General features: G+C 59.2%; 15 protein-coding genes. 11 read left to right on the top strand and 4 right to left on the bottom strand.

The window, feature by feature from the left end; all coding sequences use genetic code 11:
• Positions 1 to 48 precede the first annotated feature (48 nt).
• Positions 49 to 1200 carry a LysR family transcriptional regulator gene (locus K0O24_RS12040; RefSeq protein ID WP_219892981.1) on the bottom strand — a complete coding sequence of 384 codons (1152 nt, stop codon included), beginning with the start codon at positions 1198 to 1200 and terminating at the stop codon, positions 49 to 51.
• Between the two features lie 101 nt (positions 1201 to 1301).
• Here K0O24_RS12040 and ligK point away from each other — a divergent pair, with 101 nt between their 5' ends.
• From ligK to K0O24_RS11995, 9 genes are all read left to right on the top strand, one after another.
• Complete coding sequence (ligK, locus tag K0O24_RS12035; RefSeq protein ID WP_219892980.1) at positions 1302 to 1976, top strand: 4-carboxy-4-hydroxy-2-oxoadipate aldolase/oxaloacetate decarboxylase; 675 nt, start codon at positions 1302 to 1304, stop codon at positions 1974 to 1976.
• Entirely contained in the window at positions 1969 to 3027 is a 1059-nt protein-coding gene (locus K0O24_RS12030) for a 4-oxalomesaconate tautomerase (protein ID WP_219892979.1), read from the top strand. Before ligK ends, K0O24_RS12030 begins: the two co-directional genes overlap by 8 nt.
• Positions 3024 to 3896 (top strand): amidohydrolase family protein, encoded by an 873-nt coding sequence (locus tag K0O24_RS12025; RefSeq protein WP_219892978.1) that lies wholly within the window; start codon positions 3024 to 3026, stop codon positions 3894 to 3896. The genes K0O24_RS12030 and K0O24_RS12025 overlap by 4 nt, the downstream gene beginning before the upstream one ends.
• 213 nt (positions 3897 to 4109) lie before the next feature.
• Positions 4110 to 5399, top strand: coding sequence for an MFS transporter (locus K0O24_RS12020; RefSeq protein WP_219892977.1), 1290 nt, complete (start codon positions 4110 to 4112; stop codon positions 5397 to 5399).
• An 8-nt stretch (positions 5400 to 5407) separates the two neighbouring features.
• Positions 5408 to 6259, top strand: coding sequence for a sugar phosphate isomerase/epimerase family protein (locus K0O24_RS12015; RefSeq protein ID WP_219892976.1), 852 nt, complete (start codon positions 5408 to 5410; stop codon positions 6257 to 6259).
• A 2-nt stretch (positions 6260 to 6261) separates the two neighbouring features.
• Complete coding sequence (locus K0O24_RS12010; RefSeq protein ID WP_219892975.1) at positions 6262 to 6873, top strand: gluconate 2-dehydrogenase subunit 3 family protein; 612 nt, start codon at positions 6262 to 6264, stop codon at positions 6871 to 6873.
• A 1-nt stretch (position 6874) separates the two neighbouring features.
• On the top strand, positions 6875 to 8566 hold the full coding sequence (locus tag K0O24_RS12005; RefSeq protein WP_246610980.1) for a GMC family oxidoreductase: 1692 nt from the start codon (positions 6875 to 6877) through the stop codon (positions 8564 to 8566).
• On the top strand, positions 8563 to 9696 hold the full coding sequence (locus K0O24_RS12000) for a ThuA domain-containing protein (protein ID WP_219892974.1): 1134 nt from the start codon (positions 8563 to 8565) through the stop codon (positions 9694 to 9696). The genes K0O24_RS12005 and K0O24_RS12000 overlap by 4 nt, the downstream gene beginning before the upstream one ends.
• Before the next feature lie 314 nt (positions 9697 to 10010).
• The gene (locus K0O24_RS11995; protein WP_219892973.1) at positions 10011 to 11174 is read left to right on the top strand and encodes an aminotransferase class I/II-fold pyridoxal phosphate-dependent enzyme; all 1164 of its coding nucleotides are present in this window, start codon (positions 10011 to 10013) and stop codon (positions 11172 to 11174) included.
• 20 nt (positions 11175 to 11194) lie between these two features.
• Here the strand turns inward: K0O24_RS11995 and K0O24_RS11990 are convergent, their stop codons facing one another.
• From K0O24_RS11990 to K0O24_RS11980, 3 genes are all read right to left on the bottom strand, one after another.
• A complete protein-coding gene (locus K0O24_RS11990; RefSeq protein ID WP_246610979.1) occupies positions 11195 to 11899 on the bottom strand; it encodes an SDR family NAD(P)-dependent oxidoreductase in 705 nt (234 codons plus the stop codon).
• Positions 11896 to 13272 carry a cryptochrome/photolyase family protein gene (locus K0O24_RS11985; RefSeq protein WP_219892971.1) on the bottom strand — a complete coding sequence of 459 codons (1377 nt, stop codon included), beginning with the start codon at positions 13270 to 13272 and terminating at the stop codon, positions 11896 to 11898. Before K0O24_RS11985 ends, K0O24_RS11990 begins: the two co-directional genes overlap by 4 nt.
• Positions 13273 to 13430: 158 nt before the next feature.
• A complete protein-coding gene (locus tag K0O24_RS11980; protein ID WP_219892970.1) occupies positions 13431 to 14006 on the bottom strand; it encodes a LuxR C-terminal-related transcriptional regulator in 576 nt (191 codons plus the stop codon).
• Positions 14007 to 14109: 103 nt separating this feature from the next.
• Between K0O24_RS11980 and K0O24_RS11975 the strand changes: the two genes are divergently transcribed.
• Together K0O24_RS11975 and folE are read left to right on the top strand one after the other, a co-directional pair.
• A complete protein-coding gene (locus tag K0O24_RS11975; RefSeq protein ID WP_219892969.1) occupies positions 14110 to 14343 on the top strand; it encodes an HIG1 domain-containing protein in 234 nt (77 codons plus the stop codon).
• Positions 14344 to 14363: 20 nt separating this feature from the next.
• Positions 14364 to 14978 (top strand): GTP cyclohydrolase I FolE, encoded by a 615-nt coding sequence (folE, locus tag K0O24_RS11970; protein ID WP_219892968.1) that lies wholly within the window; start codon positions 14364 to 14366, stop codon positions 14976 to 14978.
• Positions 14979 to 14989: the final 11 nt, after the last annotated feature.

Here is a 14989-nt window from a genome sequence, read left to right as displayed (position 1 = left end):
ATGGCATCGGCCAATCGATTGATGTCTGTCGCTATCACTTTTTGCAAATCAACCGGTGAAGCCTTTGCCCGATTCACGCAACGCCTGCACAAAAGCTGCCTGAATGGGCGTGGGCCTCCATCCGAACCGGCTGGAAATACCAATGGTACGCACAACCGGAACGGGCGTGGGCATCGCTGCCAAAATTCCCGCCTTCAATTCGACGGCGACTTGATCCGGAGAAAGAAGCGTCAGGGCATCGCCCGCGAGAAGCAGTTGGCGGATCATGATGACCGAGCCGCACTCGATTCCGATATGCGGAGCGTCACGGCCCAGAGCGTGCAGCATTGCCTCCCAATAACGGCGCAATGGGGTTTCACGGCCGGGCAATAGCCAAGGATACGACAGCAGGCCCGCCGTCGTATCCTGTTCAGCCAGCAACGGATGACCTGCCCGCATGATCAACATCGGACGATCCTCGAAAACCGCTTCCTGAGCCAGGTCCTCAACCTCGGATCCATCGCGCAAAGCCCCGAGAAGAAGGTCGATCTCTCCATCGCGCAGCGGACCAGCCAATTCGGCGTGGCTGCCTTCGTGTACGGCGATATCCACGCCCGGATTGCTCACGACAAATCGCGAGATTGCCTCGGGCAGCCAGCGGGCCCGGCTGAGCGGCATGGCACCGACAACGACCCGACCTCCCGTTTTGCCCTGCAGCGCCGCGACTTCGGCCAAGCCTGCCCGAAGCTCCGACATCGCAAGGCTGAAACCGCGTGCCCGGCGTTCTCCTGCTTGGGTGAGCAACAGGCTGCGCCCCCGCCTCTCCAGGAGCCGCTGCCCCAGTGCGACCCCCAGGTCGGCAACCGCTCGATGGAGCGAAGCCGATGAGACCCCTGTTTTTTCGGCAGCAGCGGAATAGGAGCCAGCCCGCGCCACAGCAAGGAAGGCACGGACCTGCGTGCCTGTAACACGAGGCGATCCAACATAGATTATTGCTGCCTCGGCGCGGGGCGCAAGAAGCAAGGCAGGCTCAGTCGGCGTCATCCCGGTGGGGCCACGTTCGAACAGGCTTACCCCTAGACTTGTTTCAAGGCCGCTGATTGCCTGGGTCAGCGCGGGTTGTGAAAGATTGACGGCTCGCGCGCCGCGACTCAAGCTACCGTGACGGACGGTTGCGGCCAATGCGGCGAAATGGCGGATGTTGGGCGGACGTTCGAGCATATTCAAATGATTAGCAATAAGTTATGCCCCTTGCCAACTTCGCATTGGCTGTTGTTCTCCCTCCGGAGCAAGGCGCAAGCAAGCACCGTCGGGAGTAAGCCATGAGTGGTATCGTCGTCCAAAACATCGAACGCGCCCGCCTTGAGACGATCGATGGCCTTGCCCGATGCGGCGTTGCTACGGTGCACGAAGCGCAGGGCCGCGCCGGGTTGCTCGCAAGCTATATGCGACCGATCTACGCCGGTGCACGCGTTGCTGGCAGCGCCGTGACGATCAGCGCGCCACCGGGGGACAACTGGATGCTGCATGTCGCGATTGAGCAGCTCAGGCAGGGCGATATCCTCCTCCTCGCACCGACCAGCCCCTGCGAAGACGGTTATTTCGGGGATCTCCTCGCAACCAGCGCGATGGCGCGCGGATGCCGGGGGCTGGTGATCGACGCTGGCGTGCGGGATGTGCGCGACCTGACCGAAATGGGTTTTCCCGTCTGGTCGAAGTCGGTCTTTGCGCAAGGCACGGTCAAGAACACGCTGGGGAGTGTCAACGTTCCCGTGGTCTGCGCCGGTGCCTTGGTCCAGGCAGGCGACGTGATCATCGCTGATGACGATGGCGTCTGCGTCGTCCCACGGTCCAACGCAGAAGCGGTGCTCGCCGCAGCCCAAGCGCGTGAGGCCAATGAATCGGAAAAGCGCGCACGATTGGCGGCGGGCGAACTTGGGCTCGACATGTACAAGATGCGTGAGAGGTTGGAGAAGGAAGGCCTCAAATATGTCTGACGGCGGCGTTCCCTGCATGTGGATGCGAGGAGGCACGTCCAAGGGCGGCTATTTTCTCAAAGATGACTTGCCGCAGGATCCAGCTGAGAGAGATCGATTCCTTCTGCGCGTCATGGGCAGTCCGGACGAGCGCCAGATCGACGGCATGGGCGGGGCGGATCCTCTGACAAGCAAGGTCGCAGTCGTCAGCAAGTCGAACCGCGAGGGCGTCGACGTCGATTATCTGTTCCTGCAGGTCTTCGTCGATCAGGCCATTGTGACCGACATGCAGAATTGCGGCAACATCCTTTCCGGCGTTGGCCCCTTTGCGATCGAGCGCGGTCTGGTGACAGCAAGCGGGGATGAAACCTGCGTGACCATCTTCATGGAAAACACGGGCCAGGTGGCCGAAGCAACCGTGCAGACGCCCGGTGGCAAGGTCACCTATGCTGGCCACTCTTCGATCGATGGCGTTCCCGGTACCCATTCACCCATCCCGACCAAATTTCTGGATACCGCAGGTTCGAGTTGTGGCGCGCTCCTCCCAAGTGGCAACGCAGTCGACATCATCAATGGCGTGCCCGTCACCCTGATCGACAACGGCATGCCATGCGTCGTGATGAAGGCTGCCGACGTCGGCATCACCGGCTATGAGGATCGCGATTGGCTCGACGCAAATATCGAACTCAAGGCCCGGATCGAGCAGATCCGCCTTGCGGTCGGTCAGCGAATGAACCTGGGCGACGTGACGGAAAAGTCTGTCCCCAAAATGATGCTCGTTGCCCCCCCGAAAAATGGCGGATCGGTGTGCGTGCGCAGTTTCATCCCGCATCGCGCCCACGCATCGATCGGCGTGCTTGGCGCCGTCAGCGTCGCAACCGCCTGCTTGATTCCGGGCACACCGGCAGCGGCGGTCGCAACAGTGCCTGAAGGCCGCCGCAAGACTCTCTCGGTCGAGCACCCGACCGGCGAACTCAGTTGCGTCCTGGAGGTTGACGAAGCGGGAGCCGTCGTTTCGGCAGCGCTTCTTCGCACGGCAAGAAAGCTGATGGATGGATGGGTCTTCGAATGAACGGCGAGCGTATCACATCCTGGCACGGCAGCCCCTCAAAGCCGCGTTACGTGCCTCCCGCAGGCGCGATTGATGCGCATTGCCACGTTTTCGGCCCGATGGCGAAGTTTCCGTTCAGTGCTAAAGCCAAATATTTACCCGAAGACGCCGGTCCGGAGATGCTTTTCAAGCTGCGGGATCATCTGGGCTTCGATCGAAACGTTATCGTTCAGGCGAGCTGTCATGGCACCGACAATTCCGCAACACTTGATGCGATTGCACGGAGCAACGGGAAGGCGCGCGGAGTCGCTGTGGTTGATCCGACCATAGGGGACGAAGAGTTGCAGGCGCTTCATGATGGCGGAATCCGGGGAATTCGCTTCAACTTCCTCAAGCGTCTTGTCGACGATGCGCCAAAGGACAAGTTCCTTGAAGTCGCACGCCGCCTGCCAAAGGGTTGGCATGTCGTGATCTACTTCGAGGCCGACATTCTTGAAGACCTTCGACCATTCATGGACAGTATCCCTGTACATCTGGTGATCGATCATATGGGTCGCCCGGACTTGAGCCAGGGCCCTGCCGGACCAGACATGTGCGCATTTCGACGCTTGCTGGACAGCCGCGAGGACATCTGGTTCAAGGCAACCTGCCCAGACAGGCTTGACCCGAGTGGCGATCCCTGGAACCTGTTTGCCGACGCGGTCGCGCCGCTCGTGAACGACTATCCCACTCGAACGCTTTGGGGGACGGATTGGCCGCATCCCAACATGCAGGATGCCATTCCAGACGATGGACATCTGGTGGACATGATCCCTCGAATTGCCCCGACAGAGCGGCTTCAACGTCTGCTTCTCGTCGACAATCCCGAAGCGCTTTACTGGGCCGACTGAGATTGCTGGATCGACCTGAGCAGCGACGCACCGAACAGCCGGTTGCCCGGTCAGTGATCAATTTCATGGAGGCAGAGCGCGGGATCGATCCGGCGGTATCGATAGCTCCCAATCTGGCAAACCGAAACCATCACTCCTCTCTGTGACACGAAGCGGCGACCTGTTAAGCACCGTCAGAATCGGTCTATCAGGGCTGTACGAGGAGATGGATGGATGGACCGGGAAACGGGCAACCGGAAGGCGATCTACTGGGCATGCGTGCTCGCGCTCTTCACGGCAGCGCTCGCCAATTCGCTTCGCGCTGGCGCGGCGGGGGCAATAAAGACAGCCATGCTCGATCCAATCGACGCTCAGCATTCGGGCGAGATGATCGGGTCTGTCCTCGGCAGTTCATTCCTTGGCTTCGCGTTGAGCTTGCTTGTGCTAAGTCCGCTCCTTGACCGGCTGGGCGCAAAGAAGGTGGTGATGTTCGCTGCGTTCTGTTTCGTTACAGGCCCGGCGCTTGTGCTGCTGGCAGCGGGGACTGGCAGCTCGGTCTATACGTTGCTCAACGTCGCGATGGTGATCTGGGGCTTTGGATGGGGCGCAACCGAAGCCTCTATCAATCCCGTAACCGCCACAATTTATGCAGACGACAAGACCGGCAAGCTGAACAGTCTCCACGCATGGTGGCCAGCGGGAATCATCCTGGGTGGCCTGCTGAGCGTTGTGATCTTCAAACAGTTGCACCTCGACTGGCGGATTGCCATCGTCTTGCCAATGGTGCCCGGCGCCGTGCTCGGGCTTTGGGCCAGTCGGCTCGACTTTCCGCAGACCGAAAGTGCGGTGCAGGGTGTTAGCTTCAACGAAATGCTCGCCGAACCGTTCAAGCGGCCCACTTTCTGGGTCTTTTTTGCCATCATGTTCCTGACAGCGTCTGCAGAATTGGCACCGGGCGCCTGGGTTGATGTGACACTTTCCGAAACGGTCGGGATGCCGGGGATCCTCGTGCTGGTCTATGTATCCGCCATCATGTTCGTGATGCGCCACTTTGCCGGCGCGCTGGAACATCGACTGTCCGACATGGGATTGCTGTTCATATGCACGGTGCCCGCCGCGCTGGGACTTTATCTCCTGAGCACCGCCAATTCGCCAGTTACCGCGTTGATTGCTGCGACCTTTTGGGCCTTTGGCGTGTGTTTCATGTGGCCGACCATGCTTGCAGCAGTGTCTCGCAGGTTTCCGCGCAGTGGTCCTTGGGGTATCGGGCTGGTCGGGTTTGCGGGGGCGTTGGCGATCTATTTCGTCTTGCCCAAACTGGGGCAAATCTATGACGAGGCAAAGCTTGCCAAGGCTGGAGGCAAAGAAGCTTTCGAAACGTTGCAAAAGGGATCGCCCGAACTTCACGCCGTTCTGGCTCATGCCGCCGAAACCTCTTTCCAGACCATCGCAGTGATCCCCGTGCTGCTGTTCTTCGTATTCGGCGCTGTTTGGTTCTTCGAGCGTGGACGAAAGACAAAATGAAGGTCGGGATGAACCTGCTGCTTTGGACCGGGCATGTCACCGAGGCTCACGTTCCCCTGTTCAGGGCGCTTAGGGATACGGGCTTCGACGGGGTCGAAGTGCCGATCTTTGACGCCTCGGACCCGGGCCATTACCGCCATCTGGCGTCGATCCTCGATGATCTCGGTCTAGCCCGGACGGTAACGGCCACAATTCCAAGCAAGGCGTGCAGTCCGATCTCAAACGATCCCGCCGTGCGCCAGGCGGGATTTGATCATCTCTCTCGTGTGATCGAATGCTGCGAGGCGCTGGGGGCCGAAGTGATGGCAGGTCCTTGGTACCAGCCGCTCGGCGTCTTTTCGGGACAGGGGCCACAGCCCGTTGAATATGAACGGTGCGCAGAGGTCCATCGCCGCGTCGCGCCCATCGCCGCTGGCGCGGGGCTGGTTTGCGCGCTGGAAGTGCTGAACCGCTTTGAATGTTATCTGTTCAATACATGCGAACAGGCGAGCGACTATCTCGACCTGTTGGGTGAACCCGGTTTCGGGATTCATTTCGACACTTTCCACGCCAATATTGAAGAAAAGGACTCGGTCGGCGCTGTGGAATCTGCTTGGGCCAAAGGCCATCTTCGCCATGTCCACATCAGCGAGAATGACCGCGGCACGCCCGGAAAGGGCCAGGCGAAAATTCGCGAGACGATCGCTGCGCTCAAACGCCTTGGCTATCAGGACTGGCTGACGATCGAAGCATTCGGCGGAACCGTGCCTGACCTTGCCGCGGCAACCCGCGTCTGGCGGCCGTTTTTTGCTTCCGAAGAAGAGGTCTACACCGAAGGCCACCGCTATATTCATGAATGCTGGGCCGGGGAAGGAGAATGACAATGAATGGTTTCTCGATGGATCGGCGCGCGCTCATGCAGCACGCCATGCTGCTGCTTGGGGCCACGACCGTTTCGTCGTGCAACTTCTTGCCAGGCGCCTCCAAGCCAGCGACGCTGAGCAGCAATGAGATTGAGACGCTCAACGCCTTCGCTGACACCTTGATCCCGGTTACGGACACGCCGGGCGCCTTGGCCGCCGGGGTTCCAAAGACACTGGCGCAGATGTTTACGGATTGGGCCTCGCAGAAGACGCGCGACGAACTTTCAGGGGCACTGCAGCGGCTGGACGATGCGGCCCGCAAGGCAAAGGGCAAGGGCTTTGCCGAACTGTCCGCAGCGGATCGTCAGACCTTCCTTTCCGGGCATGACAAGGCCGCCCTGGTTGACGTGCCGCCTCCGCCGGATGCGCCGAAGGGCAACCCGTTCGTGCCACTCGTATCGGTGGTCGACAACGGTTATGCCAAGCTCAAGGAACTCGTGGCGGTTCTCTATTACTTCAGTGAAATCGGACTGACCAAAGAGCTGGTCTATGAGCACGTTCCGGGCGGCTGGACAGCCTCGGTCAAAGTTACGCCAAAAACTCGCCCTGCCATCACTTTTGGAGCTTTTTGACATGATGTTCGACGCAATCGTGATTGGCTCCGGCATGAGTGGCGGCATCGCTGCCAAGGAATTGTGCGAGAGGGGCCTCAAGGTCTTGATGATCGAGCGCGGCAAGATGATCGATCCCGACAAGGATTATATGGATCATCTGATGCCTTGGGAATTGCCGAACGGCAACAAGGTTCCCGAAGACGAGGTGGCCGAGCATTGGCCGATGCAATCGATGTGCTATGCATTCGGTCCGACGACGAAGCAGTTTTTCGCCAAGGATAGCGAGCAGCCCCTTTCCACACCACAAGACAAGCCATTTGCGTGGATCAAGGGCGACCACCTCGGCGGGCGCTCAGTCATGTGGGGTCGTCAAAGCTATCGCATGTCGGAAATGGACCTCGGGGCCAACGCAAAGGACGGTCACGGCGTGGACTGGCCCATTCGGTATGCCGACCTGGCGCCCTGGTACGATCATGTTGAGAAGTTCATAGGTGTGGCTGGTTCCAAGGAAGGCCTTCCGCAACTGCCCGACGGCGAATTCCTGCCGGCATTTGAACTCAATGACGCGGAAAAGCTCTTCAAGGCGGCCGTTGAGCAAAAGTTTCCTGGACGAAAGGTGATTTCAGGTCGTGTCGCCAACCTGTCGCAGGCCCAGCCTCAGCACATAGAATTGGGTCGCGCCAGCTGCCAGGCCCGTTCAATCTGCGAACGTGGATGCCGCTTCGGCGCGATGCATTCCACGCTCACCTCCTCGCTTCCGGCTGCAAAGCGGACAGGAAACCTGACGCTTGTAACCGATGCCATTGTGCATTCCCTTGTTCATGATCCGAAGACGGGCCGAGTGACTGCCGTCAAGGTGATCGACGCCAAGACGAACGAAGGTCGCACTTATGAGGCGAGGATATTTTTCCTCAACGCCTCGACACTGGGATCGGCGCAGATCCTCCTCAACTCCGCCAGTGAGGCCAATCCGCGAGGTTTGGCCAATGGGTCGGATCAGGTTGGCCGCAACATAATGGATCACATCTATGGGCTGGCGACGATCGCGATGTTTCCGGGACCCGAAGACAGCTACTATCATGGACGCCGCCCGACGGGGATTTACATCCCGCGGTTCCGCAACGTGACAGAAGATGCAGCGGGCTATGTTCGCGGTTACGGCTATCAAGGCGGAGTCTTCCGCGCCGGTTGGAAGGAGCTTGCGCTGAAGCCGGGCGTTGTCGGAGCGGAGGTGAAGGCCCGTGCCCATACGCTCGGCCCTTGGGTCGCGGTCGTCGCGGGCTTCGGAGAAGTCCTGCCAAATCCTGACAACCGCATGACTCTTCACGCCAGCCGCAAGGACAAGTGGGGCATTCCAATACCGCATGTTGAATATGCAATCGGCCCAAATGAGAAGGCGATGATCAAGCAGGTGCTGGACGATGGCCGGGCCATGCTCGAAGCGGCAGGTGGCACAGTCATCAATCAATCCGAAGAAGCAGCGCTGCCGGGCCTGGGAATTCACGAAATGGGAACCGCGCGAATGGGCCACGACCCAAAGACTTCAGTGCTCAACAAGTTCAACCAGGCACATGAAGTCGCGAACCTGTTCATCACAGACGGATCTGCGATGGCCTCATCTGGCTGCCAGAATCCCTCGCTGACCTATATGGCGCTTTCGGCTCGCGCGGCAGACCACGCCGTGCAATTGCTCAAGGAGCAGCAATTATGAGGATCGTTCGGGCCCTTTCACTTGCGTTTGCGGCCGTCTCTTCTGCTTGGCTGGTTCCAGCGCCGGCTCAGGCCAAGGCGCCACCAATGCTTGATTGCGCGGGCCGCGATGCGCCGTTTTCGATCAACAGCCCGTTCATCGACGTTCTGCTCAATGCTGAGGCACGCAGATTGGCAGAACTGGCAACTGGTCAGGATTTCAGCAAGGGCGACCCGGTGTTCGTTGGGACGAAGCCACCCAGCTTTGCGTCTATCCTGACCATCAAGGAAGCCGCAGCCTTTGCTGGCGTCGATCTCAAGATCCTGCCGGACCTCGACAGAAAGCTGCGCGCACTTCCCGTCTCCCACGCGGACAAGATCGCCCGCTGCGCCCGCTACGATAACGACCGACCCAGATTCGCCCTTCAAAAGGGCAAGAAGCCGCGCTTGCTTCTCTTCGAGAAGATCAACGGATTTCGCGACGCGCCCTCGGTTAACGCCGCGCATGCAGCGATTATAGCGATGGCAGAGCGCAAAGGCTGGACGTTGGCGATCACCGACAAGGGCGGAGCCTTCAATTCGGCGACCCTTGGACATTTCGATGCCGTGATCTGGAACAACATTTCTGGTGACGTGCTTACGCTTGGCCAACGCCGGGCCTTTCAGGACTACCTCAACGGCGGCGGCGCTTTCGTCGGAGTGCATGGCTCTGCGGGTGATCCCATATATTTCTGGGATTGGTATCCGGACACCCTCATCGGAGCGCGATTTGCGGGCCATCCGATGAATCCGCAGTTTCAGGAGGCGCGCATCACCGTAAACCAGAGCAGCGTGCTCGCCGAAGGACTTCCCTCCGAATGGCGAATGACGGACGAGTGGTACTCGTTCAAATCCAGTCCAAGAGCAACGGGTGCTCAAGTCGTGCTCAGTCTCGATGAAAGCACCTATCGACGCCAGGGCCGTTTTGGCGAACCACTCGACATGGGCGCTGATCATCCTCTTGCCTGGACCCGGTGCATCGGGAAAGGCCGAATGTTCTATTCTGCAATCGGCCATTTACCTGAGACCTACAGTCAGCCGCAGCATGTCAGGCTGCTGGAGAACGCAATCTCATGGGCAGCTACAAATAGCTCGCAATGTCGCAAGCCTTGACAAAAAATTACCCCTAGCCGCGATTCAACAAGGCCCTATGTTCCTAAATGCGTAGCGATTGGTGCATATCGGCAAGAGCATCGCCATTTGAGCTGTAAATTGTTTCCCACATGCCTTGGTAATTCGCGAGATTCAGAACTCCGGCACGCATAGCGTGTGTGGGAAGGGTATTTGGAATCATTGAATAACTTGATTTCACGGCTGAAACACGGGTTCGATTCCCGTAGGGGTCACCAAGGCAATCCAGCTTTTAGGGCTTGTATCCCGACGCAAGGCACCTAGTCTTCCTCGTGCACGCATGGGGGAAGCGAAACATGGCGAGCCAGCAAGAACACGACACCAATGCCGAGGCCGACCTGCTCCAGCGCGGCTTCAATCGACGCGATGTAGGACGCATCGCTGCGGTGTTTGGAACCGGGGCCTTGGCTGCGAGCGCAGGGCGTCCCGCCTGGGCGGCTGCACCGGCCAAACCGGCTTCAAAGCTGATGCTGGATTCGAACGAATGCTGGACTGGGCCTATGCCCGCCGGCATTGAAGCGGCGCGCAACATGCTGGCGCGCTGCAACCGTTATGAGCCAGACGGCGAACGCGCGGCCTTCATCCGCGCCGCAGCTACATTCGACAAGGTGCCGGAAGATCATATTTCGCCCTGGCCCGGTTCGAGTGACCCGCTGAGTCGTGCGGTCGTGACCTTTGCTTCTCCGACGCGGGGCGTCGTCACAGCCGACCCGACCTTTGAGCTCGCTTGGGATACCGCAACCTGGTTGGGTGTGCCCTTGCGCAAGGTGCCGCTCACGTCTGACTATCGGCATGATGTAAAGGCCATGCTTGCCGCCGGTCCGGACGCCGGCCTGTTTTACGTCTGCACGCCCAACAACCCGACCGGGACCGTGACTCCGCTGGAGGAAATTGTCTGGCTGGTCAGAAACAAGCCTGCGGGTTCCAAGGTTCTGGTCGATGAGGCCTATATCCATTTCACCACGCAGCCGAGTGCCACCAAGCTTTTTGCCGAGAGTGACGACGTGATCGTGCTCAGGACCTTCTCAAAACTGTTCGGCATGGCGGGAATGCGCATGGGCTATGCGCTGACCCACCCGGCGAATATCGCGAAGATGCAGCGTTATGACGGGGATGTGCAATCAGGCTCCCTGCCCTTGCCGTCATTGGTCTGCGCTACCGCGAGTCTGGGAGAGGCCAGCACGATCGCGCAACGCAGGGCTGAGCTCCAAGCAAACCGTTCTTTTGTCACAGAAGAGATCCGACGGCGCGGCTACACTGTCCTGCCGAGCGAAGCCAATATGGTGATGATTGACTGGGGCGGCCCGCCAGCCAAATCGATGCGAGAGGCCTTCCGCAAGCAAGGCGTCGAGATCGGCAGGTCCTGGTCAATCTGGCCGAGCATTTCACGATTGACCGTGAGCTCGCGAGCAGAAATGATCGCCTTTCTCAGGGCGCTTGATCGCGTGCGAGCGAGCTGATTGCGCCTATTTGTCATTGGTCAGAAGGGAACTGACTGACCGTCCCAGGCAAAAAAGCCGCCACTGTCCTTCGGGGTCAATCCGTCGACAACTGACAAGAGCGCCTCTGCACATATCTGAGGGCTAAAGAGTCGTTCGCTCGGCACGTTGCTTTGAAAGGGCGCAGACAGACTGGTTTCAACCGTGCCGGGATGAAGCGCGACCGCAATGGCATCCGGATTGCGATGAGCAAGCTCTACGGCGAATGTCCGGATAAGCATGTTGAGCGCTGCCTTGGAGGCACGATAACTGTGCCAGCCACCCAGCCTGTTGTCCCCGATTGAACCGACACGCGCAGACAAGGCGGCAAAAACCGCGCGCCTGTCCCTGTGCATAAGCGGGAGGACATGCTTGGCGATCAAAGCCGGGCCGATCGTATTGAGGGCGAAGACGTGCGCCATCCGCGCAGGATCGATCATCCTCCAGGATTTTTCGGGCCCATCGCCGCTCTCAGTGTGCAAGACGCCCGTTGCGACAATGACCAAATCGACGGGACCCGTTTCCGCAATGGTGCTGGCAGCAGCGGCGATGCTTGACTCGTCCGTCAGATCAAAACGGAAATCGCCACCCTCGGAGCGCGTGCCTGTCGACACGGTTGCAAAGCCCCCTGATCGGCGAAGCTGGGTCGTGATTGCTGCCCCAATGCCCCCGGACGCGCCGAAGATGACTGCATTCTTCCCGCTCATTGGCCGCGGCAGGCGTCCCATGCCGCCATCGCGCGGGCCCGTGCTGCCTCATGCCCAATAATCGGCAAGGGATAGCCTGGAGGCGTGCAGCCATGTTCATGAGGCATATGAATTGTCTCATCCGGAAGATGGGCCAGTTCGGGCACATATGTGCGAATATAGTCGGCCATTTCGAACTTCGGGCTTTGCAGGAACGGCGCCATCATGCGTGAAAAAACGGGTGCGTCGACTCCCGACCCGGCGACATATTGCCAGTTCATGGCGTTTGCACCGATATCGGCATCAAGAAGTGTGTCCCAGAACCATTGTTCGCCGCGCCGCCAATCGATCAGGAGATGCTTGATGAGGAAGGATGCGGTGATCATGCGCACCCGATTGTGCATCCATCCGGTCTGCCAAAGTTCGCGCATGCCCGCATCGACAACAGGATAGCCTGTCAGACCGCGCGTCCAGGCCGCAAAGTCGGCCTCAGCTTCCGGCCCATCACGCCAGGGGAAGCGATCGAACAATGCCCGGCCATTGCGTGTCGCATAGTCCGGAAACTGATCGACGAGATTGAGGCCATGCTCCCTCCATGCAATTTCGCTCAGGAAGCTCCGCGCCTTTTCGCCTGCTTGCTTGGCGGCATGATGCCAAAGCGTTGCGGGAGAAATCTCGCCGAAATGAATATGCGGCGACAGCCGCGACACGCCGGGTCGCGACGGGAAGTTGCGTTCGTCCTCATAGGCGCCAAGTTTTGGCAAGAAGGCCCGGAAAGCGGCCCGAGCGCCCTCCTCTCCCGGTGTCCATACGTTGAATCCGCCCGACCAGTCGGGGCGCCGGGGCAGAAGTGTCCATTCATCAAGCCTGTCGCTATGCGGAAAGATTGACGGTGGCGGGACATGCTCAGGAGCAGCCAGAGGTGCAGGAGGTGGCATATGTTCCAGCAGCTTTCGGAACCAGGGCGTGAAGACGCGATAGCGTTCTCCTGAACCGTTCAGCAGCAATCGCGGATTGAACAGATGATTGCCCTCATGGAGGACAGTATCGATCCGGACGCTCAACTCGTTTTCGGCGCGCTGCCACCACGGCTCATAATGGCGCAGGGCATGAACCCGGGTCGCGCCCGTTTCCGCTGCGAGTCCTGGTAGGACATCCTCTGCACGGCCGCGACGCAGGATCAGGCGATTGCCAAGGGCCCGAAAGCCCTCGTCCAGTCGCTCCAGGCTGCGGTGCAGCCACCATCTCTGTGCCGAACCTATCGGGTGAGTTCCAGGGCCAGAATCATCCAGGACATAGACTGGGATAACTGAGCCGTCTGCAACCGCGGCAAGCAAAGCGGGATGATCTCTCAATCGCAGATCCTGGCGGAGCCAAAGCAAGGAAACTGCCAATGTCCAATCACCTTATACGACAATTTGCCCGGGCCTGATTGAGGGAGGAGGCGTCAGGCCCGGGCTGCAGTAGGACGGCCAGATAGGGAAGGACAGCCGTCTGTTGTCGAGATAACAGAGCGGCTGGTTATGCAAAGATGCACGTTGGGGCAGGTTTTCTAGAATCCCGCCTCAATCGCGATGCGAATCGCATCTGCGGTGGTTCGGACCCCCAAGGCCGAAAGAACGGCCGATTTGTGCATCTTCACAGTCCGTTCACTCAAGCCCAGTTCATAGGCAATTTGCTTGTTGAGCTTGCCAGCGGCCATATGGAGCAGGATTTCGCGTTGGCGCCGCGACAGGTTGTCGACCTGGGACAGTGCCTGATCCCGCCGGCTTTGATTGGCACGCGCAGCATCTTCATTGATCTCTACTTGAGACCCGAGGAAATACTCGATTTCGCCAGCTGCATCAAAAATGGGCGCAATCATCACGGCATTGCGGAACGGCGTACCGTCCTTCTTGTAGTTCAGGATTTCAGCCAGAACGGGTTGCCTGTTCCTGATGCCGGTACGCAGGGCGTCAGTCAGCCAGGGCTCGGTATCCTCACCTTTCAGAAATCGACAATTGCGTCCAATAATCTCGTCGGGCTGGTACCCGGTCAATTCCGAGAATGCAGCGTTGCACGCGACGATGGGATTGTCAGGCAAACGAGGATTGCTGACCACGGCCGCAATCGGGCTAGACTGAATCATCTCGGCGGGGTCCATAATTCTGTTCTATTCCAGTTTTGACCAGAATGCTCAATGCACCTTAGTGCAGGTTGTGCGGCGAGCCGCCAAAACGCATTTAACTCAAATGATCTGGTTCTTTGCACTTCTCATTGCGGCCTTCGCAGTTGCAACAGCAACCGCGCTCGTGCGTGGCCTGATGGCATTTTACAAGGACGGCGAGGCGCTGAAAGACGGCTCCGATGCCGCAGTCCTTATGAGAGGCGTTCAACAAAACCGGATGATGTCGCAGCGCGTCCTCTTCCAGGGACTCGCAATCCTGGTGATCGCGCTCCTCGGCGCGTTTGCAACGCAGAACTGATCCCGGCGAAAGGCTGTCGCATGAATTACCAATCGCATGATTTTGAAGCCATTGGCGAAGACGGAAAACTTGCCGTTCCGCATGACGTGCAAGACGCCATCCGGACGCTCCTGCGCTGGGCAGGTGATGATCCAGATCGGGAGGGCCTTCTGGATACGCCTGCCCGTGTTGGCCGTGCCTGGCGTGAATATTGCGGCGGGTATCGCGAAGACCCTGGTCTGCATCTGTCACGCACGTTCGAAGAAGTTGGCGGCTATGATGAAGTTGTCCTGCTCAAGGACATACCATTTCAGTCCCATTGCGAGCATCACATGGCGCCGATTGTCGGGAAGGCATCCATTGCATATCTTCCCCGTGACCGGGTGGTGGGCATCTCGAAGCTTGCACGCGTGTTGCACGGTTATGCCGAACGGCTGCAGGTACAGGAGCGCCTGACTTCGCAGGTTGCACAATGCATCTGGGAGAACCTGAAGCCGCATGGCGTTGCTGTCGTGATCGAGGCGCAGCATGGCTGCATGACCGGGCGGGGCGTGAAGACACCCGGCGTTGGCATGGTAACAAGCCGCCTGCTCGGTTGCTTCCTGGAAGATGCGAGTAGCCGCAAGGAAGTTCTTTCACTCATGGGTCGCTGCTAGGCTGGCCCGGA

Source organism: Aquisediminimonas profunda, assembly GCF_019443285.1.
Lineage (GTDB): Bacteria > Pseudomonadota > Alphaproteobacteria > Sphingomonadales > Sphingomonadaceae > Aquisediminimonas > Aquisediminimonas profunda.
This window is presented reverse-complemented; position numbering and strand designations above follow the sequence as displayed.